We start from the raw sequence: 25,399 nt of genomic DNA, 5'->3' as shown, positions 1-25,399 counted from the left end.
TCACCGGCCCGCCGCGTTGCCGTACGGCTCAGTGGTTGCCGTTCGGCTCAGTGGAAGAAGTGGCGCGTGCCCGTGAAGTACATCGTCACGCCCGCCTTCTTGGCGGCCTCGACGACCAGCTCGTCACGGACCGAACCACCCGGCTGCACCACGGCCCTGACCCCGGCCGCGGTCAGGATCTCCAGCCCGTCCGGGAACGGGAAGAAGGCGTCCGATGCCGCGTACGCGCCGCGGGCGCGCTCCTCGCCCGCCCGCTCGATGGCCAGCTTCGCGGAGTCGACGCGGTTGACCTGGCCCATACCGACGCCGACCGAAGCGGCGTCCTTGGCGAGGAGGATGGCGTTGGACTTGACCGCGCGGCAGGCCTTCCAGGCGAAGGCCAGCTCGCGCAGCTCGTCGGCGTTCAGGGCGTCACCGGTGGCGAGGGTCCAGTTCTCCGGGTCGTCGCCCTCGGCCTGGAGCCGGTCGGTGATCTGGAGCAGCGCACCGCCGTCGATCGCCTTGACCTCGACCGGGTCGGCCGGGGCGTCCGGGCAGCGCAGGACCCGGATGTTCTTCTTACGGGCGAGGACCTCGACCGCGCCGTCCTCGTACGCCGGGGCGACGATGACCTCGGTGAAGATCTCGGCGACCTGCTCGGCGAGCGCGACGGTGACCGGGCGGTTGACGGCGATCACGCCGCCGAACGCGGACAGCGGGTCACAGGCGTGTGCCTTGCGGTGCGCCTCGGCGACGTCCGCGCCGATCGCGATGCCGCACGGGTTGGCGTGCTTGATGATCGCGACGCAGGGCTCGTCGTGGTCGTACGCGGCACGGCGGGCGGCGTCCGTGTCCGTGTAGTTGTTGTACGACATCTCCTTGCCGTGCAGCTGCTCGGCCTCGGCCAGGCCGCCGCCGTTGGCGCCCGTGCCCGCGCCGCTGACGTAGAGGGCGGCGGGCTGGTGCGGGTTCTCGCCGTAGCGCAGGACGTTCGCGCGCTCGTAGGTGGTGCCGAGGAAGTCGGGGAAGCCCGAGTCGTCGGCGGCGGCGTAGTCCGCGGCGAACCAGGAGGCGACCGCCACGTCGTACGCGGCCGTGTGCTGGAACGCCTCGGCGGCGAGCCGCTTGCGGGTGGTGAGGTCGAAGCCGCCGCCCTGGGCGGCGGTCAGGACGTCCGCGTACCGCTCGGAGCTGGTGACCACGGCCACCGACGGGTGGTTCTTGGCGGCGGCGCGGACCATCGAGGGGCCGCCGATGTCGATCTGCTCGACGCACTCGTCGGCGGACGCGCCGGAGGCGACGGTCTCCTTGAACGGGTAGAGGTTCACGACGACCAGGTCGAAGGGCTCGACGCCCAGCTCGGTGAGCTGCTCGCGGTGGGCGTCCAGGCGCAGGTCGGCGAGGATGCCCGCGTGCACCCGGGGGTGCAGGGTCTTGACCCGGCCGTCCAGGCACTCGGGAAAGCCGGTGAGCTCCTCGACCTTGGTGACCGGGACACCAGCGGCGGCGATCTTCGCGGCGGTGGACCCGGTGGAGACGAGCTGGACGCCCGCCTCGTGCAGGCCGCGGGCCAGCTCTTCGAGCCCCGTCTTGTCGTAGACGCTGACCAGGGCGCGGCGGATGGGCCGCTGCTGCTGCGTACCTTCGGCGGACTTCGTACCTTCGGCGGTCACGGGATGGAAACCTTTCGTCCCTCAATGCGGTAGCCGTGCCGGGCCAGACGCCCCACGACCTCGACGAGCAGGCGTCGCTCGACTTCCTTGATGCGCTCATGGAGCGCGGCACCGTCGTCCTCGTGGTCTTCGCTGCGGACCTCGACCACGCCCTGCGCGATGATCGGGCCGGTGTCGACGCCGTCGTCGACGAAGTGGACGGTGCAGCCGGTGACCTTCACGCCGTACGCGAGCGCGTCACGTACGCCATGGGCCCCGGGAAAACTGGGCAGCAGGGCGGGGTGTGTGTTGACCACGCGGCCGCCGAACCGGGCGAGGAAGTGCTTCCCCAGGATCTTCATGAAACCGGCGGACACGACCAGGTCGGGGGCGTAGTCGGCGGTGGCCTCGGTCAGCGCCTGGTCCCAGGCCTCGCGGCTCTCGTAGTCCTTCACCTTGCGGACGAAGGTGGGCAGCCTGGCGCGCTCCGCCCGCCGAAGGCCCTCGATGTCGTCCCGGTCCGCGCCGACGGCCACGATCTCGGCGCCGTAGACGGACGCGCCCTCGGCGGCGATGGTGTCGAGCAGGGCCTGCAGGTTCGTACCGGAACCGGAGACCAGGACGACCAGGCGGGTCCGGGGGGAGGGGGAGGCCACGGCGGGGCCCTTTCATGAATCAGGATCTGACACACTCGGTCGTTTGTATGGTCGTACGAATAGTCCGCGCTCCCTGATACGGGGAACTCTACGAACCGGCCGACCGTCAGCAACGATACCGGCACACCAGCCTGCCCCCACGGCACGGGGGCAGGGCCGGAAGGTAGCGTCTGGGGAGCAAGCGCTACGGAACTTCGACTCAACCTCAACTAGGGGAAGACGCACACCTGATGCCGGACCGACAGCCCTCACCCTTGTCCTCCACTCCGCAGGGCGAGCCCGAATCGGGCGCTCCGAAGGGTTCGCACGACCCTCAGGACCCGCAGGGACAGGCGCAGGGACAGGCGCAGGGAGAGCAGGGCTCGCGGGACCCACAGGACGCGCGTGACGCGGGCGACTCGTCGCGTGAGGACAACCCCTTCGCACCGCCGCCAGAGGGCAGCCCCGACCAGCCTTGGCAGCCCCGGCACCCCGAGAACGGCGCCAGAGGCGGCGACGGCGGCGCGGGTGACTCACGCCGGGGTCGCGGCCGGTGGAGCAACCGCCAGCCCGGCCGTTCCCCTGGCGGCTTCGGCCAGAAGCCCGGCGCGCAGGACGGCCCCGGCGGCTCCGGCGGCCCGGGCGGCTCACGCTGGGACCCCACCGACCCCACGCAACGGCGCGCCAGGTACGCGCTGCTCGCGGGCATGTGGGCGTTCTTCTTCGCCCTGTTCAGCTGGCCGTACGTCGCGCTGCTGCTCGGCGCGCTCGCCGTGCACTGGGGGATCGCCGCCCTACGGGCCAAGCCCGACCCGACGAAGCCGAGCACCTCCGCCACGGCCACGGCCGAACCCAGCACCCCCACCACGCCCGCGACACCCCCCAAGGCGCCCGGCAGGCCCCAGACGACCGCGGCGGTAGCGGGCCTGGTCACAGCGGGCCTCGCGCTCTCGATCGTCGCCGCGACCTTCACGGCGCAGATCGTCTACCGCGACTACTACACCTGCGTAAACGACGCTCTCACCAACGCGGCCAAGGATTCCTGCGAGTCCCTCCTCCCTGAAGAACTCCGCCCCCTCCTAGGCGAGCAGGACTAGGGCTCCTCCACCCCACCCACTACGCGCTTCCCCAGCCTGCCCCGCAAAATCCAGCCCGGTCGGCGTTTGAGGCCATTCTTAAGCTCGGTCGGGACCGGGAGACGGTTGAGCAAGCCTGTCCAGCGCTTGAGGACTCTCGGGAAGGGGCGGGGTGGGGGATGAATCCTTGACCTCAGCCCCCACCTCCAGAAAGTCGTACAGCTCAAAGCCGGAGTCGACATCGGAGCCGGGCCCCGACGCGGCCGCCGGGACAGCGGCGGCCTCCGGGACAGCGGCCGAACCGGAAACAGGCTCACCCCGCCCAAACCACCACCGCCGCCCCAAAGCCACCGGCACCCCCACCACCCCACCCCATCCCAGCGCCGCGCCCCCCACCTGCCACCACACCGGCCCAAACGACGCCAGTCCCCCCACCCCGAGCGGCCCACCCGAGAGACCCGCGAGCGCCCCCACCCCCACCCCGCACAACCCCGCCGCGAAGACCGCCACCAGCGCCGTCTCCCCCACGGACCGGCCCACAGGCCGGACAGCGTCGTCGCCCCGCACGGTGAACCACCCCACCGCCACCCCTGACGCGACCGCCACCCCCACCGCCGCCCAGTTCAACGGCGTACCCGCACCCGCGTCCGGCATCGCCGCCAGCAGCGGAAACGGCGGCAGCGCATCCACGGACGGCCCCGCGAGCGGCCAGACGACACCCCCGCCGCCTTCCCCCGTACCCAGCGCGAAGCCGGGACCAAGCCCATACGCCGCACCCCACACCACCGCGTTCGGCACCAGCGCGAGCGCCACCAACAGCACGGCGAACCGCCCCGACCAGTCCCCCTCCCCCGTGACCTGCGAGAACATCCCCTGCGCCGCCCCCATATGGCACACCAGGGACACCGCGACCAACAGCGCACCACCCCCGAGCAGCACCAGCGCCCCGGCCGCCCCAGCCCGCCCCGCGACCGCGCCCCGGTCCCGTACCAGGAACCACCGCAGCCCACCAGGCAGCACCTCCAGGCCCCGCCGCAGCCCGGGCGGCAGCGGGCCACGCGGCCGCCCGTACCCCGTCCACACCCCGGCCGCCGCCGCGAGCACCGCGACGGCGACCAGGTGCAGCGCGGCGCTCCGCACGTCCGGCCGCAGCGAGCCACCCATGGCGTACGCCGTCGCGGCCGCACCGACCAGCAGATACCCCGCGACCACCCCACACAGCGCGCCCCGCACCTCGGCCGCCGCGTCCACCGCGTCCCGCGCCGCCCGGTGCAGCAGCCAGCCAGGCAGCGCGACCAGCAGCAACGGCGTCACCCCCACCGGCGCGGGCACACCGGACAACGTGTCGGTACGGATCAACTCGGCGCCATGGGCGAGCAGCCACAGCCCCGCCGCGACCCGCAGCGCGCCACCGGGCCCACTGTCCGGATAGGGCGAGCTGATCCACAGCCCCATCACCAGAACCGCGAGCGCGCCAAGCCCAAGGCCCGCGGCGATCACGCCGCCGAGCAGCGACGTGGCCAGGCCGGGCACTCGGCGGCGCTTCGCGAGGCCGGAGAACAGCAGGGACGCGCGACGGGCGTGATCGGTCATCTGCGGCACGCCGCCATGCTCCCAACGACACGCGCTTCGTCCGGGTAACAGGCGAATGCCGGAAGTGTCGCTCAAGATACGTTTATGTACTTTTCCGTACGGCATGGTGCCGCGCTCGGCGCACCAACCTGCGGAAAACGGTCCTAAGGCCCACGGTGTGGAGAGTCCGACATGCCCCAGAACCCCGCCACCTCCCTGCCGCCCCCGAAGGAACGCCGCAGACTGCGGGAGTCGAAGGCGCTGACCCAGGCCCAGGTCGCCGCCGAGGTGGGGGTAACCCGCGCGACCGTACGGTCCTGGGAGACCGGCCGCACCCGCCCCCGGGGCCGCACCCTCGAGGCCTACGCGGAACTGCTCGCCGCGGCGTTGACTGAAGCAGAGGCGGAAGCGGAAGCAGAACCCGCCAGAGCTACCCACACGACAGCTCCCACCAAAACCACCAACACCAACGCCGACGCCAACGCCGACACCAACGCCGACGCCGACACCGACACCGGCACGGGCACCGGCACCGGCACCGGCACGGGCACCGGCACCGAGGGCGGCGTCGCCCCCACCCCCCATCTCCCCCTCACCCCAGCCCAGGCGTTCGACGCCCTCTACGCCTTCAGCGCCCCCGACCTCGTACGCCAGACCTACCTGCTCACCGGGCGGCGCGCGCTGGCCAAGGAATCCGTGGAGCGGGCCTTCCACCAGGCCTGGGAGCGCTGGCCAGAAGTCGCGACCGACCGGGACCCGGTGGGCTGGGTACGGGCCGCGGCGTACGAGTACGCCCTCTCTCCCTGGCACCGCCTCCGCAGCGCGCACCGGCACCCGGACGCGCCACCCGCCGCGCGCGACGACCGCGAGCTGCTCAGCACACTGCTCAGCCTGCCCCCCGCGTACCGGCGCACCCTGGTCCTCTACGACGGCGTGGGACTCGACCTGCCCGAGACCGCGGCCGAAACGGAGGCCACCACTCCGGCCGCCGCGAACCGGCTGCTGCACGCCCGGGAGACCGTCGCCGAGCGGCTACCCGAACTCTCGGCCCCGCCGGAACTGCACCGGCGGCTCACCGAGCTGGCCGCTTCCGAGAAGCTGGCCGCCCCGCCCGCACGCCGGGTCCGTAGCGCGAGCGAGCAGCGGACCCGGTTCTGGACCCGCGCGGCGATCGCGTTCACGGCGCTGATCGTCGGGGCCTCCGCACTGACCCTGGCGACCGCTCCGACCCGCTACGAGCCGCCCCGCGCCCCCGGCGAGACGATCAGCGGGGTGCCGCCGCGGATGGGGCCCGGCCAGCTGTCCGAGCGGGTCAGCGAGCTCCGCGAGAAGCTCAAGGCGGAACCGATGAACGGCCCGGAACGACTGATCCCGCAGGCCCACTAGCACGCGTGTGGGCCCGCACCCCCCGAAAGGGAGTACGGGCCCACACGTACCGGAAGACGCTCAGGCGGTGAGCGCCTCGCGTGCCAGCTTGGCGGTCTCGGTCGGGGTCTTGCCGACCTTGACGCCCGCGGCCTCGAGGGCCTCCTTCTTCGCCTGGGCGGTGCCGGAGGAGCCGGAGACGATGGCGCCGGCGTGGCCCATGGTCTTGCCCTCGGGCGCGGTGAAGCCCGCGACGTAGCCGACGACCGGCTTGGTGACGTTCTTCGCGATGAAGTCCGCCGCACGCTCCTCGGCGTCGCCGCCGATCTCGCCGATCATCACGATCAGGTCGGTGTCGGGGTCGGCCTCGAACGCCGCGAGGGCGTCGATGTGCGTCGTACCGATGACCGGGTCGCCACCGATGCCGACGGCCGAGGAGAAGCCGATGTCACGGAGCTCGTACATCATCTGGTACGTCAGCGTGCCGGACTTCGAGACCAGGCCGATACGGCCCGGCTTGGTGATGTCGCCCGGGATGATGCCCGCGTTCGACTGGCCGGGGGTGATCAGGCCGGGGCAGTTCGGGCCGATGATCCGGGTCTTGTTGCCCTTCTCGACGGCGTACGCGTAGAACGCGGCCGAGTCGTGGACGGCGATGCCCTCGGTGATCACGACGGCCAGCGGGATCTCGGCGTCGATCGCCTCGACGACGGCGGCCTTCGAGAAGGCGGGCGGCACGAAGAGCACGGACACGTCGGCGCCCGTCTTCTCCATCGCCTCGGCGACGGTCCCGAATACGGGGACCTCGGTGCCGTCGAAGTCGACGGACGTACCGGCCTTGCGCGGGTTCACGCCGCCGACGATGTTGGTGCCGTCACCGAGCATGAGCTTGGTGTGCTTCATGCCCGTGGCACCGGTCATGCCCTGGACGATGACCTTGCTGTCCTTGGTGAGGAAGATAGCCATGGTGGTCTGAGTCCTCTTCCTTACTTCGCAGCCGCTGCGGCGAGCTCGGCGGCCTTGTCGGCCGCGCCGTCCATGGTGTCCACGCGCTGCACGAGCGGGTGGTTGGCGTCGCTCAGGATCTTGCGACCGAGCTCCGCGTTGTTGCCGTCCAGGCGCACGACGAGCGGCTTGGTGACGTCCTCGCCCTTGGACTTCAGCAGCTCCAGGGCCTGCACGATGCCGTTGGCGACCTCGTCACAGGCGGTGATGCCACCGAAGACGTTGACGAACACGGACTTGACGTCCGGGTCGCCGAGGATGATCTCCAGGCCGTTCGCCATGACCTCGGCGGAGGCGCCGCCACCGATGTCGAGGAAGTTGGCGGGCTTGACGTTGCTGTGCTTCTCACCGGCGTACGCGACGACGTCGAGGGTGCTCATCACGAGACCCGCGCCGTTGCCGATGATGCCGACCTCGCCGTCCAGCTTGACGTAGTTGAGGTTCTTGGCCTTGGCGGCAGCCTCGAGCGGGTTGGCTGCGGCCTTGTCCTCGAGCGCCTCGTGGTCGGGCTGGCGGAACTCGGCGTTCTCGTCGAGCGAGACCTTGCCGTCGAGGGCGATGACACGGCCGTCGGCGACCTTGGCCAGCGGGTTGACCTCAACGAGGAGCGCGTCCTCCTTGATGAAGGTGTCCCACAGGGTCACCATGATCTCGGCGACCTGCTCGGCGACCTCGGCCGGGAACTTCGCCTGGGCGACGATCTCGCGGGCCTTCTCGATGCTCACGCCTTCGTTGGCGTTCACCGGGACCTTCGCGAGGGCGTCGGGGTTCTCCTCCGCGACGACCTCGATCTCCACGCCGCCCTGAACGGACGCCATGGCGAGGAAGGTGCGGTTCGTGCGGTCGAGGAGGTACGAGACGTAGTACTCCTCGGCGATCTCCGGAGCCGTCTCGGCGATCATCACCTTGTGGACCGTGTGGCCCTTGATGTCCATGCCGAGGATGTCCGTCGCGCGGGCGACGGCCTCGTCCGGTGTGGCGGCCAGCTTCACGCCACCGGCCTTGCCACGGCCACCGACCTTGACCTGGGCCTTGACGACGGACTTGCCGCCAAGACGCTCGGTCACCGCGCGCGCCGCCTCAGGCGTGTCGATGACTTCACCGGCCAGCACCGGTACACCGTGCTTGGCGAAGAGGTCCCTCGCCTGGTACTCGAACAGGTCCACGCGCGTCCATCCCTTTTCAGTGGTCTCGCGAGCGGTGTGCATCGCCTGCATCGCCGCTCTTGCGATTCGTTGTCTGCGTGGGCGTGCCGCGAAGGGCAACGTGACGGGCGCTGTCACAGGGAAGGCGCTCACGGTGTCCGTGGACGCGGCATGTCCGTCTCGCAGATTATCGCCGCAGGCCCTGGGGCCCTAAATCGCAGATCACACTGCGGCGGTGATTACAGTCACAGATCGTGGGCCAGACGGCGGATCGAAACGCTTCCGGGTCCCCTCCGGTGCGCTGACGAGTCCCGCTGTCCGGCCCACGATCAGCTACTTCAGCTAGTCAGGAGCTCAGCTCTGTATGTCTGCCTGTCTCCTCATCGGCTCAGAAGCTGGGCACGTAGCTCGGGGTGACGGACGAGACCGCGCCCTGGGTCCCGGTCGCGATGTTCTCGACGAGCGGCTCGGCGTCGGATGTGACGGTTCCCACGACGCCCTCGGCGACCGGCTCGGCGCCGCCCGTCACGTTCTGCGCCAGATCGGTGGTGTTGCCGCCGACGCCCTTGGCGAGCGGCTTGACCGGGGCCACCACCGTCTCGGCGAAGTCCTTCGCGTCTCCGGTGACGGCACCGGCGTAGGGCTTCACCTCGCCGGTCGCGTCCTGGGCGAAGGGCACGGCGCTGCCCGTCACGTCGCCCGCCACGCCGTCGGCGAGCCCGGTGGCGTCGCCTCCGGCCCGCTCGACGACCGGGAGCACCGCCTGGACCGCGTCGACGGCCAGCGGCGGCAGGACGGCGTACGCGGTCTCGTCGACGATCGGGCCCGCGGTCCGCGCGACGTCGTCGGCGTGGCCCGGCGCCTCGTCGACGAGCTGCGGGGCGAAGTCGGCCAGCGGGCCGAAGAGGTAGTCGACCTCGGCGTCGACCGTGGCCTCGGCGTCAGGCGTGGAGACCTCGGGGGCGCCCGGGATGGCCGGCAGGTCGTACTCCGGGGTGTGCGCCTCGCCGGTCCGACCGGCCGCGTCGGCGGTGTCGGTGGCGTCCGAGGTCTCGGGGGTGTTGGCATCGTCGACGTCCGGCGTGCTGACCGGCACGGAGACGGGGAGCTTGCCGAGGTCCGTGGCGTTCGCGGCGCCCGCGCCCAGCGCGATCATTCCGGTGGCGCCCGCGGCTATCACGATGGAGCGGCGGATGTTCCCGCTGCCCGTGTTCGGCTTGGCGTGCTTGCTGCTGTGCTTGCTCATGCTTGCGTCAGATCCTTCGAATTCGCACTCGGGTGCTTCGGTGGGCAGACCTGTCCCGCCCCCGCGCGGCAGGTCAGACGGCGGGGAAGGCCTGCCCTAACCGGGGAATTCGAGGATGTCGCGGTGCCGGTCGCGGACCGGTGAGTACGTCTCGGGGGCACCGGGTCCCGGGACGAGCTGAACGGACGCGCCGCCGGAGAGGGTGGCGGCAAGGGGCTCACCGTGGTGGCGCTGAGTGCCGCTGTCCACGACCGCGTGGGCACCGACGCCGAACGGCTGCGGCACCAATGGCCGCGGAAGCGGAATTCGAATCGGAAGCGACGCATGCGGCGGTACGGCGACGATCCCGTCAACGACGGCGTGGCCACGGCTCATCACGGAGCCGCCGTCCAAGCCCCGGGTGTCCAGCGGCCTGTACGTAGCCGTCGGCTCCACCACCGGCGAGGAGGCGGCGGCGGAAAGATCGGCAGCGTCGGTGGCAGCGTCCACGCCGCCCCGCTTCACCTGCCCCCGCTCAGCCGCCACCGGGTCACCGTCAGCGCCCGGCCGCACGGCCTCCCCGACCAGCCTCCCAACCCTCCGGTCCACCGGCTGCCGCACCGTCTCAGAAACGGACCGCAGCCCGTCACCAACAGCCTGGACGGACTCACTCAGCCTGTCCCTCACCGGGGCACCCACGGCACCCACCACACCACCAAGGCGCTCGCCACCAGCGGCGCCAGCGCCCTCGACGACGCGGGCAACCTCAGCGCCCCGGTCGATCGGCGCCGCGTCCGAAACCACGTCCGAAACCACGTCCGAAGCCACGTCAGCCACGTCCGAAGCCACGTCCGGCACCTGGGCCGCGTCGGAAACGGCGGCCGCGGCACCGTCAGTCGACCGCTGCGCGGTCTCACGTATGGAGTCCAACGCCTCCGTCTCCTCGGTCGCGTCGGTCAGGGCCTCGGCAGGGGTCGCGGCCTCGGCCTCGGCGGCGGACTCGGCCTCGAGGAGCCGGGACTCGCCCGGAGCGTCAGGCGCGTCAGGCGCGAGTTCAGACGCCTGCGCCTGTGCCGCGCCGATGAGGCCGAGCGCCAGCAGACCGCTGAGGAACAGGGCCACCCGCAGCGCACGCCACCCGACCACCGAGCGCACAAGGCGCCGGGCGGCAGGGCGAAGCGTGGCTGTGGCAGTCAAGGTGAGGTGAACTCCTATCGCGGAATATGCCGCTCCGTACGCGGCGCGCGCCGATCCTTGCATGGAACTCCTGGCTTCGCGCAAGCCCCCTGTTACTGATGAGTCGCCATGTCCGGTATGGGCAGGGGCCGTTTCTCGATCGCCGCCGCCATCACCTCCGGGAAGAGGTCGGGGGTGCAGGCGAACGCCGGTGCGCCGAGCGCACCGAGCGCCGCCGCGTGCTCCCGGTCGTAGGCGGGCGCGCCCTCGTCCGACAGCGCGAGCAGCGTCACGAACTGCACACCCGAGGCCTTCATCGCCGCGACCCGCTTCAGCATCTCGTCGCGTATTCCCCCTTCGTAGAGGTCGGAGATGAGCACGACCACGGTGTCCGCGGGCCGGGTGATCTGCGACTGGCAGTACGCGAGCGCGCGGTTGATGTCGGTGCCGCCGCCGAGTTGGGTGCCGAAGAGGACGTCGACCGGATCGTCAAGCTGGTCGGTGAGATCCACGACGGCCGTGTCGAAGACGACCAGGCGGGTCTGGATGGACCGCATGGAGGCGAGCACGGCGCCGAAGACGGAGGCGTACACGACGGAAGCGGCCATCGAGCCCGACTGGTCGATGCAGAGGACCACTTCCTTCTTCACCGACTGGGACGCCCGGCCGTACCCGACGAGTCGTTCGGGGACGATCGTGCCGTATTCGGGCAGGTAGTTCTTGAGGTTGGCCGCGATGGTGCGGTTCCAGTCGATGTCGCGGTGGCGCGGCCGGTTGATCCGGGCCGAGCGGTCCAGGGCGCCGGTGAGTGTGGCGCGGGTGCGACTGGCGAGGCGCTTCTCCAGGTCGTCGACGACCTTGCGGACCACAGCGCGTGCGGTCTCCTTCGTCGTCTCCGGCATGGCCTTGTTGAGCGAGAGCAGGGTGCCCACGAGGTGCACATCCGCCTCGACCGCTTCGAGCATCTCCGGCTCTAGGAGGAGCGTGGAGAGCCCGAGCCGGTCGATCGCGTCGCGCTGCATCACCTGCACCACGGACGCGGGGAAATACGTCCGGATGTCCCGAAGCCATCGTGCGACGGACGGCGCCGACGCCCCCAGCCCCGCGCCGCGCCGCCGCCCCTGCTCCGGCTGCTCCCCCTGGCCGTAGAGGGCGCTGAGCGCCGCGTCCATAGCCGCGTCCTGGCCAGCTAGCTGGCAACCGGTGCCGTCAGCGGACTCTCCGCCTAGAACCAGGCGCCACCGCCTGATCCGCTCCTCAGTGCTGCTGTCCACGCCCATCAGCCCGCCACCTCCACCACGCCGTTACCCTCCACGGCATCCGCATCCATGACATCTGCATCCATGACATCCGCCAGATTCGCGACATCAGCCCCCGGTACAGACCCCAGCAGCAGCCGAAGCACCGGAAGGACGGCGTCGGCCCGCTCCTGGTCGAGTTCCGGCGCGAACCCCGGGAGCGCCGCGGCCTCCGGGCGCACCCCGGGAGCCTCGGGGCCGCGGCGGACCAGTTCCCCCAAGGTGCGGCGCACCCCGGGCTCGTACGCCGAGAAGGTGCGGCGCAGCAGCGGCAGTACGTCCGTGAAGGCCTCCGCCGACACTCCGCTCAGCCAGGCGTCCACCAGGCCGAGCAGCCGCCCGTCGTGGACCAGTAGCATGCCGCCACCCGAGCCGCCACCGACGAACCCCTCGATCCAGGCGGCCGCGTCGGCCGGTGGCGTACCCGGGGAGAGGGCGAGCCCCATCAGCCGCGCCGCCGCGTCGTCCGCCAACTCGCCATCGTCCAGCAGCAACCGCACGGCCCGCCCCCGGATGACCCCGGGCACGGTGTCCCGCCCGGAGAGCACCCCCAGCACGGCGTGCCAGCGCCCCCGCAGGCCCGTGCCCGTGCCACCCGTACCGCCAGTGCCGCCGCCTTCGGCCGTCGTGGTTTCGCCGAGCAGCCCCACCGCCGTGTGTACGGCGTCCACATGGCCGCGCAGTTCGGCCGCTCCGTCAGCGTCCAGGGCGGCGCACGCCGGAGGCAGGCCGACGAAGACGCGTTCGGCGAGGCCCGCGGCGACCTCGGCCAGGGCGTGCGTCCCGGTGCCGCGGACGTCGCCGTAGCGCAGGGAGCGGACCAGGGCGGGCAGGGCCTGGGCGAGCTGTCCGACGTCCGTGTCCAGGGCCGCCCGGTCGGCCAGGACCTTCATCACCACCGGGAGCGCGTCCGGCAGTTCGGCGAGCAGGCACCGCTCGGCCAGCGCGGTGACGTCGGCGAGCGCCGTCGCGCCGACCGCGTCCGCCTCGGCCTTCGCCGTCGCCGCGGCATCCACCGTGGTGCCCCAGATGCCCGCCTCGGCGATCCGCACCGCCAGCTCGGGCTCCCAGCGCAGCCGCCAGCTCTCCCGGAACGTCCCGGTCGTGCTGCGCGCCGACCGCGCGGGCTCGCCCCAGTCGATGCCGAGCAGCCGCAGCCGGTGCAGCAGTCGGCTGCGCGCGGCGTCGGTCTCCTTGCGCAGGTCGAGGTCCACCTCCCGCTCCAGCGCCTCTGGTTTGAGCCGTAGCGTCCGCTGGAGTCGGGTCAGGTCACGCTGCAACGGCACGGCGGGTGCCGACGCGGGCACCTCACCCAGGACGTCTCCGACGATGAGCCGGTCCCGCACCAGCGCGAGCGGGATGTCGGACCCCTCGCACATCACGGCCCGTACCGCGTCCGTCGTCTCGGACAGGCCCGGCAGTGGCCTGCCGCGCATCGCGGCGAGGGTGTCGGCGAGCCGGACCGCCTCGATGACATGCGCCGACGACACCGGCTGGTCCTCGTCCCGCAGCAGACCGGCGACCTTGGTCATCCAGCGCTCCAACGGCCGGTCGGGTGAGCCGAAGAGGTGCGCGTACCAGCCGGGTGAGTCGATCCCGGCGCCGTAGCCACCGGCGCGGGCGAGGCGGCGGTGGGTCCAGGGCACCCAGGTCAGGTCGACCTTGGCCTTCGGCAGGCCCTTGAGCAGGGCGCGGTCGGCGGCGACGGTGCTCTTCGCCGTGAGCGCGGGGACATGCCAGGCGCCGCAGACGACCGCGATCCGGTCGTCGAACTCACGGCGTGCCGCCCGCACCTGAAGCCGCATATACGCCTCGCGCACCAGGTCCTGTCTCGCCGGTCTCTGCGGAACAGCCTGCGGCGTCAGGTGCGTGCTCTCGGCGTGCCGGGTGCACGCCCTCGTACTGGATGTACTTGGGCTTGTGCCCGGTGCGGCGAGAGTGCGTGCATGGCGCCGCGGGCCCGCAGAGACCGGGGAGACAGGGCCTGGGTCGCGCTGGTGGCCGCCGTCTCCGTACTCCTCGCGCAGGGCCGTCATGGCGTCCCCGAGCGCGTCGAACGGGGCGAGCGGATCGGCGGCGGCTGGCCCGGCGCCCCGGTGCTCGACGGCGTCCTCCCACCAGCGCTCCGGATCGTCGTACCCCGCCGCCTCGGCCAGCGCGGCAAGCGGATCAACCCGCAGCCCCGCGCCCGCACCCGCGTCGCGCTCGTCCGACTCATCCAGCCCATCCGGCTCATCCGGCTTCCGCGCCAGCGTGTGGGCCGCCGGGAGGTCGATGAAGCGGGCCGGAACGCCGTGCTCCAGCGCCCAGCGGATCGCCACCCACTCCGGGGAGAACCCGGCGAACGGCCAGAACGCGGAGCGCCCGGGATCGTCCGTGACATGGGCCAGGAGCGCGACGGGTGGGCTCATCCCGTCGTCGGCGGCCAGCTCTACCAGCGCGTCGGCCTCCGGCGGGCCCTCGATCAGTACGGCCGCGGGCCGCCGCGCCTCGAGCGCGGCACGTACCGCCCGCGCGGAGCCTGGCCCGTGATGCCGTACACCGAGCACCCAGGGCCCACCCCCGTCCGCCGTCGGCGCACGGCCCGCCGTCCCCGCGACACTCACGCCGTCACCTCCCGGCAGGCGCGGTAGAAGTCCTTCCAGCCATCGCGCTCGCGGACGACCGCCTCCAGGTACTCCTGCCAGATGACGCGGTCCGCGGCCGGGTCACGGACGACGGAGCCGAGGATTCCGGCCGCCACGTCGCCGGGACGCAGCACTCCGTCACCGAAGTGCGCCGCCAGGGCGAGTCCGCCGGTGACCACGGAGATGGCCTCGGCGGTGGACAGGGTGCCGCTGGGCGATTTCAGCTTGGTCCGCCCGTCCGCGGTGATGCCGTCGCGCAGCTCGCGGAAGACGGTGACGACGCGGCGGATCTCGTCGATGCCGTCCGGCCCGGCGGGCAGGTCGATCGAACGGCCGATCTGGTCGACGCGGCGGGAGACGATGTCGACCTCGGCCTCAACACTCTCCGGCAGCGGCAGCACGACGGTGTTGAAGCGGCGGCGCAGGGCGCTGGACAGGTCGTTGACCCCGCGGTCGCGATCGTTCGCCGTGGCGATGAGGTTGAACCCGCGGACGGCCTGCGCCTCCTGGCCCAACTCCGGGATGGGCAGCGTCTTCTCGGACAGGATCGTGATCAGGGTGTCCTGGACGTCGGCCGGGATACGGGTGAGCTCCTCGACCCGCGCGGTCATGCCCTCGGTCATGGCCCGCATGACCGGGCTCGGAACCAGCGCGTCCCGGCTGGGGCCGTGCGCGAGCAGCTGCGCGTAGTTCCAGCCGTACCGTATGGCCTCTTCCGGCGTACCGGCCGTGCCCTGCACCAGCAGGGTGGAGTCGCCGCTGATCGCCGCGGCCAGATGCTCCGAGACCCAGGTCTTCGCGGTACCCGGCACTCCGAGCAGCAGCAGTGCGCGGTCGGTGGCGAGTGTGGTGACCGCGACCTCGACGAGGCGACGCGGGCCCACGTACTTGGGTGTGATCACGGTCCCGTCCGGGAGCGTGCCGCCGAGCAGATAGGTCGCCACGGCCCAGGGCGAGAGGCGCCAACGAGCGGGCCGGGGTCGGTCGTCGGCCGCGGCGAGTGCGGTGAGTTCGTGCGCGAACGCGTTCTCGGCGTGCGGCCGCAGGGCGTCGTTGGTCATGAGTCCCCCTCAGGTTCCGACAGCTTTCCGGCTGTGTGACCACCGTGCACCACGCCACTGACAATCGACCGTCTGCGCAGGTCAGAAAGGTACGCACGGCCGTTGTCAGTGGCGGGGCCTACCGTCGCAGACATGACTCAGCAGGGGGTTCGCTGGACGGCTGAGCAGGTGCTGGCATTGGCGCCTGACGCGTCGTCACGCAAGGCGGGAAGCAAACTCGGCGTGGCCGGGCCGTGGTCGGAGACGGGAAGCTCGGGAGAGGGGGCGGTGTGGGGACTGTGCAAGGGCAGCGGCAGCAAGCCGTATCAGACGGTCGTGGATGTCGCGGACACCACGGGCCCGGCGTACAAGTGCAGTTGCCCCAGCCGGAAGTTCCCGTGCAAGCACGCGCTGGGACTACTGCTGCTGTGGGCGGGCGACGACGGCGCGGTACCAGACGCCTCGGCACCAAGCGCGTCGGCACCAGACGCCTCAGCGCCTGAGTGGGCCGAGCAGTGGCTGGCCGGGCGTCGCACGCGGGCGGAGAAGAAGAGCGGAACCGGGGCGGACGCGGCCAGGTCCGCTGATCCGGAGGCGGCCCGACGCAGGGCGGAGCGCCGGGCCGAGCGGATCAGCGCGGGTGCGACGGAGCTGGAGCAGCGGCTGACGGACCTGCTCCGGGGCGGCCTCGCCACGGCGGAGCGGGCGGGGTACGGCATGTGGGAGGAGACGGCCCGGCGCATGGTCGACGCGCAGGCGCCGGGGCTCGCCTCGCGGGTGCGGGAGCTGGGTGCCATCCCGGCATCGGGGCCAGGCTGGCCGATGCGGCTGCTGGAGGAGTGCGCGCTGCTGCATCTGCTGGACCAGGCGTGGCTGCGCCGGGAGCGGCTGCCCGAGCCGCTGGCCGCGACGGTCCGCGCGCGGATCGGGCTGACCACCACACCCGAGGGGCCGCCGGTGCGGGACCGGTGGCTGGTTCTCGCGCAGTACGACACGGCCGACGCCAAGCTCACGACGCGCCGGATATGGCTGTACGGCACCGAGTCCGGGCGTACGGCGCTGCTGCTGTCCTTCGGGGCGGCCGGGCGGGCACCGGAGCTCGCGCTGCCGGTCGGCCTGTCGCTCGACGCCGAGCTGTCCCCACATCCAGGAGGCGGGCAGCCGCGCGCGGGTCTGGGCGAGCGCTTCGCCGCGCCCGAACCCACCTCCGCGCGTCCGCCGGGGCTGGGCCCGTGGGAGGCCGCGGCTGCCTACGGCACCGCGCTGCGGGACGACCCCTGGCTGGATTCCTGGCCGGTCACCCTCCAGGGGGTCATACCGACTCCAGTCGGCGACAGTTGGCAACTGGCCGACGCGGAAGGCAAGTCGGCGCTCCCCCTGACACCGGCGGCCCTGACCCACCCCGGCCGGTGGAAACTCGCCGCGCTCTCGGGCGGATCCCCGGTCACGGTCTTCGGCGAGTGCGGCCACCGAGGCTTCACCCCCCTTACCGCCTGGCCGGACCCCGCAGGAGAGGCGGTCCCCCTGTGCTGACGCACGCGACGCCGTACAGCCCAGACCTCGTCCACCCCGCACGGGAGGCCCGATGACCAGCACCGGCACGGCCACCAGCAGCAACAACAGCGCCAACAGCCCTGCCAGCTGGCAGGAGTGGGAGGAGCTCGTCACCTCAGCCCTGCTCGGGACCGAGCGGCGAACACCACCGGTCGCCGTCCCCGGCAAGGACGCCCCGAGCGCGCTCCTGGACGCGGCGGCCGCGCACACCGTGCGGCGCAGGGCGGGCCTGTGTGCCGCCCCCGCCGCCGCCCCACCGGCGTTGGCCACGCCCGACGCTCGGCCGGTGCTGCCCACCGCCGCCAGGAACCGGCTCGCGATGCTGCTGACCGGCCGCCCCGGGGGCGGCGGAGGCGGGCGGCGCGGTGCGGCACCCGACCTGACAGAGCTGCTGCCGCAGTGGCTGGCCCTGGCGAACGAGCACGGCTATGCCGCACCCCCGGAGGCACTCCCCGCGTTGCTCGACGCGGCCCGTGCGCGTACGGATCTGCGGCCGCAGGCGCTGGCCTTCGCGGGGCCGCGTGCGCTGTGGCTGGCCCGGCTCAACGCCGACTGGAAGTTCGCACTGCGCGCGACCCCGGGCGGTGCCGAGCTACCCGCCCCCGAAGAGACGGCGGAGGTCCAACGGCTCTGGGAGGAGGGCCTGTTCGCGGAGCGAGTGGCGCTGCTCAGCGCCGTACGAGCACATGACGCGGCCACCGCGCGCGACCTGCTCGCCACCACTTGGACGACCGAGCGGGCCGAGGACCGGCTGATGTTCCTTGACTCTCTCCGCGTCGGCCTGGGGGACGCCGACGAGCCGTTTCTGGAGCAGGCGCTCACCGACCGCAGCCGTAACGTCCGGGCGACCGCTGCCGAACTGCTCTCCGCCTTGCCCGGATCGGCCCTGGCAGCACGGATGGCGGCCCGCGCCGCGACCTGTGTCGCGCTGGACCGGACGGACGGCAAGCTGGTGGTGGAGGCGCCGCACGAGTGCGACGCGGCCATGGAGCGGGACGGCGTCACGCCGAATCCACCGTCCGGGCGGGGCCGCCGTGCCTGGTGGCTGGGCCAGGTGGTGGAGGCAACGCCCCTCGCCTCCTGGTCGGCGCGGCTGGGCGACCGTACGCCGGAGCAGATGGTGGCGCTGCCGGTCGCCGACGACTGGCAGAGCGAGCTGCACGGCGCGTGGTGCAGGGCCGCCGTACGCCAGCAGGACGCGCCATGGTCCCGGGCCCTGCTCGGCACACCCGCGGCGCCGGGTGCGAGCGGCCCAGGTGCGGTGTCGCTCGCCGAGCGCGCCAAGCTGCTGGCCGCGCTGCCCGCCGATGAGCGGGCGGACTGGGTCGCCGGTTTCATCGCGGCGCACGGCCTGTCCGAGGCGTTCCAGCTGCTCGGCGGGTGCGCGGTGCCCTGGTCTCAGCCGCTCGGCCACGCGGTGGTCGACGCGCTCAACATCGCGCGGGACGCGGGGAGTTATCCATGGAGCTTCAGCGGGGTGATGGGCCTGGCGGAACGCTGCCTGGACCCGGTCGAGGCCGACCGTCTGGAGTCCCTGGCCGCGATACCGGACGAGCCGGAGGACGGAGCGCCAGGGGCCGTGGGGTACTGGTCGGAGGCGTTCCAGCGACTGGTGAGCACGTTGCGCTTGCGGGCGGCGATGCGAAGGGAGCTCACGGGAACCTAGCAAGGCCCGCAGACCGCATCCGCAGGCCGCGGGTCGTAGGCCGCGGGTCGCAGGCGTCCGCCCACCTCGCCCCTGATCGGGCGGGGCGGGAAGGAAACCCCTACCCCTACCCCTACGCCTCGGCCGGGAGCCGGACGTTCGCGCGAACCCAGTCCACGATCGACTTCGTCGTCGCACCCGGGGTGAAGATCTCCGAGACGCCCTGCGCCTTGAGCGGCGCGATGTCCGCCTCCGGGATGATCCCGCCGCCGAAGACCTTGATGTCCTCCGCGTCGCGCTCCCGCAGCAGCTCGATCACCTTCGCGAACAGCGTGTTGTGCGCACCCGAGAGGATGGAGAGGCCGATCGCGTCAGCGTCCTCCTGGATAGCCGTGTCGACGATCTGCTCGGGCGTCTGGTGCAGACCGGTGTAGATGACCTCCATACCGGCATCGCGCAGCGCACGCGCGATCACCTTGGCCCCGCGATCGTGCCCGTCGAGACCTGGCTTGGCGACCACCACGCGGATCGGGCCGGTTGCCACACCCATCACTGCCTCCATGTACCGACATTTGCCGAGATATACCGAGCGTCACCCAGTGGACACGGCGGGTTACCCCGCAGACACACTGACCGGGCGCAACCCAGGACCATGTGAACGAACGTTATCTCCAGCATCCCCTACCCGGCAGTTTCGCGGTGGAGAGGGAGGGGGAAATCACACGAAGGGACACGTTCGCTAGCGCCTGCTACCGCACGCACCACCCGGCCCAGAGGCCAGGGCCACGACTACAGCCGGGAGCACGCGCCAAGGGGAGCCGCTACGAGGCCTCCTCTGCCCACCGTGCCATCAGCCGCACGGCACGGCGGCAGAGGTGCATCACCGACCTCCGACCGGCGCCCCGTGAGGGCACACGGGGGACAGAGCCGTCCTTCGCGTGCCATTCGGGAGGTCGGCCATGAGGGCCCTACCCTTTCTGCTTCCGCCGTGGCTCCAAGCCGCAGGCCAGGCATCACACGCCCCCCTCAGACTCTCCGCCACGCTGCTCAAGGCGACCGCGCTGGAGCTGACCATCCTCGCCGGGCACCTCCTCCTCTACCCGTCAGGCATCACCCAGGAGAGCCGCCCCGCCTCCAGGCCGACCGGGACACCTCACCTGCCGCCCGCCGACGGCGCCAGGCCCGTCGTCCTGCTGCATGGCTTCATCGACAACCGCTCGGTCTTCGTCCTGCTGCGCCGCTCGCTGGCCCAGCACGGCAGGCACCATGTGGAGTCACTCAACTACTCGGTGCTCACCTGCGATATTCGCACCGCGGCCGACCTGCTCGCCCAGCACATAGAGGAGATCTGCGAGCGCACCGGCCACCGCGAGGTGGACATCGTCGGACACAGTCTCGGTGGCCTGATCGCGCGCTATTACATCCAGCGCCGCGGCGGCGACCACCGCGTCCGTACCCTGGTCACGCTCGGCACCCCGCACGAGGGCACCAGCGTCGTCCCCCTGATGAGCGCGCACCCGATCGTCCGCCAGATGCGCCCCGACTCCGATGTGATCGCCGAGCTCAGGGAGCCCGCCCCCGGCTGCAGCACCAGGTTCGTGAGCTTCTGGAGCGATCTCGACCAGGTGATGACCCCACCGCGGACGGCCCGCGTCGACCACCCGGACCTGCTCACCCACAACGTCCCGGTCACTGGCATCGGACATCTCGCCCTGCCCGTACACCCCGCGGTCGCGGCGGGAATCCGGCAGGCGATCGACTCCGACGACCTGGCGTCCCACGCCGACGGCTCAGCCTCCGTGGCCTGACCCGGCCCCACCCCGACCCCACCCCGAGCCCCCAGGGTCGAACGAAAGTCGAACACAAAGCCAAGGCTGTACCTATGAACTCCCGAAAGGCGGCCGATTGCCCGTTTCCTGAAATCATGAAACCTGCCGAAGATTGTCGCCGTCGCATACCGCCGGGTACAGTCGCCGCACTCGCTCTGCCCCCCGCTGTCGAGGCGAAAGAGAAGTTGGTGAACGACCAGCACGGCTATGCCGCCGGTTACGGCGACAACGCGACCGGTGCCTTCGACGCCACCTTCGCCTCCGACCCGCTGTTCGGCACGATGCCCGGCGCCGCCACACCGTCCGACCCGTACCACGCGTACGACTCCGGACAGAGTGGCCAGTGGGACAGCACCGCATGGTCGACGGGTTCGTACGACACGCTGGGCACCACCGGCGTCGGCGCGCACGCCACGGTCACCTACGACCCGTACGCCGCGCAGTCCACCACCCCGTACGAGACAGGCAGTTACGACACGACCGCCGTCTGGGCGAACGCCGGTTACCAGCAGCTCTCCGACATCCCCGCCCAGCCGGGACCGCAGGCCACCGAGCAGTGGGACGGCACGGGCCAGTGGCAGGCGGGGTCCTACGGGCAGCACCCGCAGACGTACGACTCCGGGGCCTACGACGCCACCGCCTGGAACTCCGACGGCGCGACGACCACCGCGTACGGCACCTACGACGCGTACGGCACCCTCACCACGCCGACGTACGAGCAGCCGTCCACCGGAGCGGACTTCCCCGAAGCCGAGTTCCCCGAAGCCGAGTTCAGCGAGCCGGACGTCATCGGCACCACGGAGCCCGACGACGGCGCCAACGGTTACGAGAGCACCGGGTACGCGTACGACGGCGGTCACGACGGCGACGTCGGCTACGACGACCACGACGCGTACGCCACCGAGGACGACGACCACGGAAGCCTCGCCGCCGACGTCACCCCGGCCCCAGCCCCGGCCGCGTACACCCCGGACACCGCGCGCCCCCGCAACCGCGACCGCGGCGGCAACCGCACCCGCCGCCGCGCCCCCGCCAAACGCTCCGGCCTGCTCACCGTCGCCGTGCCCTCCGTCTGCGCGCTCGGCGTCGCCGGGATCGCCGCCGCCTCGGTGAACACCGGCCTCGGCGACAGCAAGGGCGACACCAAGACCCAGGCCGCACCCGACCCGGCCACCCCCACGGTCAAACCGGCGCAGGTCAACAGGCAACTGGACACCCAACTGGCCAACCTCTCCGCCGAAGCCGACAACTTCGCCGGACGTGCGAGCCGCACCCAGGAACGTATCGACCTCAAGGAACGCCAAGAAGCCGAGCGGAAGCGCAAGATCGAGGAGGCGGAGCGCAAGGAGCGGCTACGCCCCAAGTTCGCCGCGCCCGTGGCACCCAAGGGGCTCAGCGCGCGCTTCGGCCAGGCCGGGATCAACTGGATGTCCGTGCATACGGGCATCGACTTCCCCGTCTCGTACGGCACTCCCGTGATGGCGGCGACCGACGGCACCGTACGCACCCAGTGGAACAGCGCGTACGGCAACATGGCGATAGTGACCGCGCCGGACGGCACCGAGACCTGGTACTGCCACCTCTCCAGCACGAAGATCCGCAGCGGCACGGTCAAGGCCGGTGACGTCATCGCGTACGCCGGTAACTCGGGCAACTCCACCGGCCCGCACCTGCACTTCGAGGTGCGCCCCGGCGGCGGCGCGGCGATCGACCCGCTGGCGTGGTTCCTGAGCCACGGCATCAACCCGGCTTAGGACCGATCACCTCCCCCTCCCCACCGGCGCACCTGCCCATCCTGCCCCTCTCTACAACTTCTCCACCGGCGCGTACCGCAGCAACAGCACCTTCGGCTTCGGGTCGCCGAAGTCGATGCTCGCCCGGGCCTGATCGCCCACGCCCTCCACCGCAACCACCGTTCCCAGCCCGAACTGGTCGTGCGTGACCCGGTCCCCCACCGCCAGCGACACCACCGGCTTGTCCCCCGCCCGACGCGTCGCGAACCCCGACGGCCCGCGCCGCGCACGGGACGAGGACAGCGAAGACGTCAGCGAAGACACCGCGCCCGATCCGCCCGATCCGCCCGACCCGCCGCCCCTGCTGGACGTCGGCGCCGGGACCGAAGGCCCGGTCCGCTTCCACTCCAGGTGCTGGTCCGGAATCTCCTCCAGGAACCGCGACGGCGGGTTGTACGAAGGCTGTCCCCAGGCACTGCGCATCGTCGCGCGCGTCAGATACAGCCGCTCACGCGCCCGCGTGATGCCCACATAGGCCAGCCGCCGCTCCTCCTCAAGCTCCTTGACCTGCCCCAGAGCACGCATGTGCGGGAAGACGCCGTCCTCCATACCCGTCAGGAACACCACAGGAAACTCAAGGCCCTTGGCGGTGTGCAGGGTCATCAGCGTGATGACACCCGAGCCGTCGTCGTCCTCGTCCGGAATCTGGTCGGAGTCCGCGACCAGGGCGACCCGCTCCAGAAACTCCGAAAGCGTCCCGGAAGCCGCCGCGCCCCCGCCTTCGCCACCCGCGCCTTCGCCACCCGCGCTCTCACTCTCGACCGAGGCCGCGGCCTCGGTCTTCTCCTGCTCGAACTCCAGGGCCACAGCCGCCAGTTCCTGGAGGTTCTCGATCCGCGTCTCGTCCTGCGGGTCGGTGGAGGCCTGCAACTCGGCCAGATACCCGGTCCGTTCCAGCACGGCCTCCAGGACCGTGGCCGGTCCCACGCCGGACTCGGCGATCGTACGGAGCTCTTCCATCAGCGTGTTGAAGCGCTTGACGGCGTTCGCCGAGCGCGCCGCCATGCCGTACGCCTCGTCCACCCGCCGCAGTGCCTGCGAGAAGCTGATCCGCTCACGCTGCGCCAGCGCGTCGATCATGGCCTCCGCACGGTCGCCGATGCCGCGCTTGGGGACGTTGAGGATACGGCGCAGCGGTACGGAGTCCTCCGGGTTGGACAGCACCCGCAGGTAGGCCAGTACGTCCCTGACCTCCTTGCGCTCATAGAAGCGCACCCCGCCGACGACCTTGTACTGGAGCCCGACCCGGATGAAGATCTCTTCGAAGACACGGGACTGGGCGTTCGTACGGTAGAAGATCGCGACGTCACCGGCCTTGGCGTCGCCCGCATCCGTCAGCCGGTCGATCTCTTCGGCGACGAACTGCGCCTCGTCGTGCTCGGTGTCGGCGACATAGCCGGTGATCCGGGCACCAGCGCCGGCGTTGGTCCACAGGTTCTTCGGACGGCGGCTTTCGTTACGCTCGATGACGGCGTTCGCCGCGGTCAGGATCGTCTGCGTGGAGCGGTAGTTCTGCTCCAGGAGGATCGTGGTCGCGTCCGGGTAGTCCTCCTCGAACTGGAGGATGTTGCGGATGGTGGCGCCGCGGAAGGCGTAGATGGACTGGTCCGCGTCACCCACGACGCACAGCTCGCCCGGCTCCGGGTCGCCCTCGCCGCCGACCGGGCCGACCAGTTCGCGCACCAGGGCGTACTGGGCGTGGTTGGTGTCCTGGTACTCGTCGACCATGATGTGCCGGAAGCGGCGGCGGTAGTGCTCGGCGACGTCCGGGAACGCCTGCAGCAGATGCACCGTCGTCATGATCAGGTCGTCGAAGTCGAGGGCGTTCGCCTCGCGCAGCCGTGACTGGTACATCGCGTAGGCCTGGGCCACGGTCTTCTCGAAGCCGTCCGCGGCCTGCCCCGCGAAGGTCTCCTCGTCAATCAGCTCGTTCTTCAGGTTCGAGATCTTGGCGCTGAAGGACTTGGGCGGAAAACGCTTGGGGTCCAGGTCCAGATCCCGGCAGACCAGCGCCATCAGCCGCTTGGAGTCGGCGGCGTCGTAGATCGAGAACGAGGACGTGAAGCCGAGCCGCTTGGACTCGCGGCGCAGGATGCGTACGCAGGCGCTGTGGAAGGTCATCACCCACATCGCGGCCGCGCGCGGTCCGACGAGGTCGGCGACGCGCTCCTTCATCTCGCCCGCGGCCTTGTTGGTGAAGGTGATCGCCAGCACCTGCCCGGGGTGCACCCCGCGCTCGGCGAGCAGATACGCGATCCGGTGGGTCAGCACCCGGGTCTTACCCGACCCGGCCCCGGCGACGATGAGCAGCGGGGTGCCGGAGTGCACGACGGCGGCGCGCTGATTGTCGTTCAGCCCGTCCAGCAGGGCAGCCGGGTCCACCGCGGGGCGGGGGGCGCCGTCGCGGTAGTACGCGTCCCGGTCCACGGGTGCGTCGAACCGGCCCCCGAAGAGGTCGTCCGGAAGCGGCTCGGCTTCCGGAGCGTGCTCCTCGGGTGGCGGCGGAGGCTCGTCGCCCGAGTGCTTGAGGTCCGCCAGGAAGCTGTCGTCAAAGAGGCTGCTCATCGTCTACCGAGTCTAGGCGGCCGCACTGACAACCGGTCCCGGGTTCCCCCGGTCACCACATGAACGCACACACTCACAGAGCGCGAAAGTCACGAAAAGGTATCGGACATATCGCGCACCAACCTTCCCAGGCACCTCGGGAGTTGGCTAGCGTGCTCACCGGGCGGTCCGTATCCCCACCGGCGAACCACGCCGGGAACGGGCAGCCCCCGCCGAGT

At 71.5% G+C, this 25,399-nt stretch carries 18 protein-coding genes; 6 read left to right on the top strand and 12 right to left on the bottom strand.

Features of this window, described 5'->3' with window-relative positions; genetic code table 11:
• Positions 1-47: 47 nt before the first annotated feature.
• Together purH and purN are read right to left on the bottom strand one after the other, a co-directional pair.
• On the bottom strand, positions 48-1,652 hold the full coding sequence (gene purH / locus GCN81_RS07880; protein WP_156723077.1) for a bifunctional phosphoribosylaminoimidazolecarboxamide formyltransferase/IMP cyclohydrolase: 1,605 nt from the start codon (positions 1,650-1,652) through the stop codon (positions 48-50).
• Entirely contained in the window at positions 1,649-2,287 is a 639-nt protein-coding gene (gene purN / locus GCN81_RS07875) for a phosphoribosylglycinamide formyltransferase (RefSeq protein ID WP_156723075.1), read from the bottom strand. Before purN ends, purH begins: the two co-directional genes overlap by 4 nt.
• 230 nt (positions 2,288-2,517) lie before the next feature.
• Between purN and GCN81_RS07870 the strand changes: the two genes are divergently transcribed.
• The gene (locus tag GCN81_RS07870; protein WP_407697950.1) at positions 2,518-3,363 is read left to right on the top strand and encodes a hypothetical protein; all 846 of its coding nucleotides are present in this window, start codon (positions 2,518-2,520) and stop codon (positions 3,361-3,363) included.
• A 78-nt stretch (positions 3,364-3,441) separates the two neighbouring features.
• Here GCN81_RS07870 and GCN81_RS07865 read toward each other — a convergent pair whose 3' ends face one another.
• On the bottom strand, positions 3,442-4,935 hold the full coding sequence (locus GCN81_RS07865; protein ID WP_156723073.1) for a cell division protein PerM: 1,494 nt from the start codon (positions 4,933-4,935) through the stop codon (positions 3,442-3,444).
• 171 nt (positions 4,936-5,106) lie between these two features.
• Between GCN81_RS07865 and GCN81_RS07860 the strand changes: the two genes are divergently transcribed.
• Positions 5,107-6,300 carry a helix-turn-helix domain-containing protein gene (locus tag GCN81_RS07860; protein WP_156723071.1) on the top strand — a complete coding sequence of 398 codons (1,194 nt, stop codon included), beginning with the start codon at positions 5,107-5,109 and terminating at the stop codon, positions 6,298-6,300.
• Between the two features lie 60 nt (positions 6,301-6,360).
• On the opposite strand, the gene sucD is transcribed toward GCN81_RS07860, so the two are convergent.
• From sucD to GCN81_RS07825, 7 genes are all read right to left on the bottom strand, one after another.
• Positions 6,361-7,245 carry a succinate--CoA ligase subunit alpha gene (sucD, locus tag GCN81_RS07855; RefSeq protein WP_156723069.1) on the bottom strand — a complete coding sequence of 295 codons (885 nt, stop codon included), beginning with the start codon at positions 7,243-7,245 and terminating at the stop codon, positions 6,361-6,363.
• 20 nt (positions 7,246-7,265) lie between these two features.
• A complete protein-coding gene (gene sucC / locus GCN81_RS07850) occupies positions 7,266-8,450 on the bottom strand; it encodes an ADP-forming succinate--CoA ligase subunit beta (protein WP_156723067.1) in 1,185 nt (394 codons plus the stop codon).
• Between the two features lie 367 nt (positions 8,451-8,817).
• Positions 8,818-9,675, bottom strand: coding sequence for a hypothetical protein (locus GCN81_RS07845; RefSeq protein WP_156723065.1), 858 nt, complete (start codon positions 9,673-9,675; stop codon positions 8,818-8,820).
• Between the two features lie 96 nt (positions 9,676-9,771).
• Positions 9,772-10,851: a hypothetical protein gene (locus GCN81_RS07840; protein ID WP_156723063.1), complete on the bottom strand. Its 1,080-nt coding sequence runs from the start codon at positions 10,849-10,851 to the stop codon at positions 9,772-9,774.
• Between the two features lie 92 nt (positions 10,852-10,943).
• A complete protein-coding gene (locus tag GCN81_RS07835) occupies positions 10,944-12,104 on the bottom strand; it encodes a VWA domain-containing protein (RefSeq protein WP_231626472.1) in 1,161 nt (386 codons plus the stop codon).
• Between the two features lie 5 nt (positions 12,105-12,109).
• Entirely contained in the window at positions 12,110-14,734 is a 2,625-nt protein-coding gene (locus GCN81_RS07830) for a DUF5682 family protein (protein WP_231626468.1), read from the bottom strand.
• Positions 14,731-15,816 (bottom strand): ATP-binding protein, encoded by a 1,086-nt coding sequence (locus tag GCN81_RS07825; protein ID WP_156723059.1) that lies wholly within the window; start codon positions 15,814-15,816, stop codon positions 14,731-14,733. Before GCN81_RS07825 ends, GCN81_RS07830 begins: the two co-directional genes overlap by 4 nt.
• 132 nt (positions 15,817-15,948) lie before the next feature.
• On the opposite strand from GCN81_RS07825, the gene GCN81_RS07820 reads away from it, so the two are divergent.
• A complete protein-coding gene (locus GCN81_RS07820; RefSeq protein WP_156723057.1) occupies positions 15,949-17,328 on the top strand; it encodes an SWIM zinc finger family protein in 1,380 nt (459 codons plus the stop codon).
• Between the two features lie 52 nt (positions 17,329-17,380).
• Positions 17,381-19,015, top strand: coding sequence for a DUF5691 domain-containing protein (locus GCN81_RS07815; RefSeq protein ID WP_156723055.1), 1,635 nt, complete (start codon positions 17,381-17,383; stop codon positions 19,013-19,015).
• A 112-nt stretch (positions 19,016-19,127) separates the two neighbouring features.
• Here GCN81_RS07815 and GCN81_RS07810 read toward each other — a convergent pair whose 3' ends face one another.
• Positions 19,128-19,544: a cobalamin B12-binding domain-containing protein gene (locus GCN81_RS07810; protein WP_156723054.1), complete on the bottom strand. Its 417-nt coding sequence runs from the start codon at positions 19,542-19,544 to the stop codon at positions 19,128-19,130.
• Positions 19,545-19,953: 409 nt separating this feature from the next.
• On the opposite strand from GCN81_RS07810, the gene GCN81_RS07805 reads away from it, so the two are divergent.
• Both GCN81_RS07805 and GCN81_RS07800 read left to right on the top strand, forming a co-directional pair.
• Positions 19,954-20,802, top strand: a complete 849-nt coding sequence (locus GCN81_RS07805; RefSeq protein ID WP_156723052.1) for an esterase/lipase family protein — start codon at positions 19,954-19,956, stop codon at positions 20,800-20,802.
• A 209-nt stretch (positions 20,803-21,011) separates the two neighbouring features.
• A complete protein-coding gene (locus GCN81_RS07800; protein WP_156723050.1) occupies positions 21,012-22,577 on the top strand; it encodes a M23 family metallopeptidase in 1,566 nt (521 codons plus the stop codon).
• A 51-nt stretch (positions 22,578-22,628) separates the two neighbouring features.
• Here GCN81_RS07800 and pcrA read toward each other — a convergent pair whose 3' ends face one another.
• Positions 22,629-25,181, bottom strand: coding sequence for a DNA helicase PcrA (gene pcrA, locus GCN81_RS07795; protein WP_156723048.1), 2,553 nt, complete (start codon positions 25,179-25,181; stop codon positions 22,629-22,631).
• Positions 25,182-25,399: the final 218 nt, after the last annotated feature.

It is taken from the genome of Streptomyces apocyni, from assembly GCF_009739465.1.
GTDB classification, from domain to species: domain Bacteria; phylum Actinomycetota; class Actinomycetes; order Streptomycetales; family Streptomycetaceae; genus Streptomyces; species Streptomyces apocyni.
Note: the sequence above shows the minus strand (reverse complement) of the source record. Positions and strands in the feature narration are given on the sequence as shown.

Excerpts from the sequence above, each read along its gene's own strand:
- GCN81_RS07870 (WP_407697950.1), top strand. The coding sequence starts at position 2,518 with ATGCCGGACCGACAGCCCTCACCCTTGTCCTCCACTCCGCAGGGCGAG.
- GCN81_RS07865 (WP_156723073.1), bottom strand. The coding sequence starts at position 4,935 with ATGACCGATCACGCCCGTCGCGCGTCCCTGCTGTTCTCCGGCCTCGCG.
- GCN81_RS07860 (WP_156723071.1), top strand. The coding sequence starts at position 5,107 with ATGCCCCAGAACCCCGCCACCTCCCTGCCGCCCCCGAAGGAACGCCGC.
- sucD (WP_156723069.1), bottom strand. The coding sequence starts at position 7,245 with ATGGCTATCTTCCTCACCAAGGACAGCAAGGTCATCGTCCAGGGCATG.
- GCN81_RS07845 (WP_156723065.1), bottom strand. The coding sequence starts at position 9,675 with ATGAGCAAGCACAGCAGCAAGCACGCCAAGCCGAACACGGGCAGCGGG.
- GCN81_RS07825 (WP_156723059.1), bottom strand. The coding sequence starts at position 15,816 with ATGACCAACGACGCCCTGCGGCCGCACGCCGAGAACGCGTTCGCGCAC.
- GCN81_RS07820 (WP_156723057.1), top strand. The coding sequence starts at position 15,949 with ATGACTCAGCAGGGGGTTCGCTGGACGGCTGAGCAGGTGCTGGCATTG.
- GCN81_RS07815 (WP_156723055.1), top strand. The coding sequence starts at position 17,381 with ATGACCAGCACCGGCACGGCCACCAGCAGCAACAACAGCGCCAACAGC.
- GCN81_RS07810 (WP_156723054.1), bottom strand. The coding sequence starts at position 19,544 with ATGGGTGTGGCAACCGGCCCGATCCGCGTGGTGGTCGCCAAGCCAGGT.
- GCN81_RS07805 (WP_156723052.1), top strand. The coding sequence starts at position 19,954 with ATGAGGGCCCTACCCTTTCTGCTTCCGCCGTGGCTCCAAGCCGCAGGC.
- pcrA (WP_156723048.1), bottom strand. The coding sequence starts at position 25,181 with ATGAGCAGCCTCTTTGACGACAGCTTCCTGGCGGACCTCAAGCACTCG.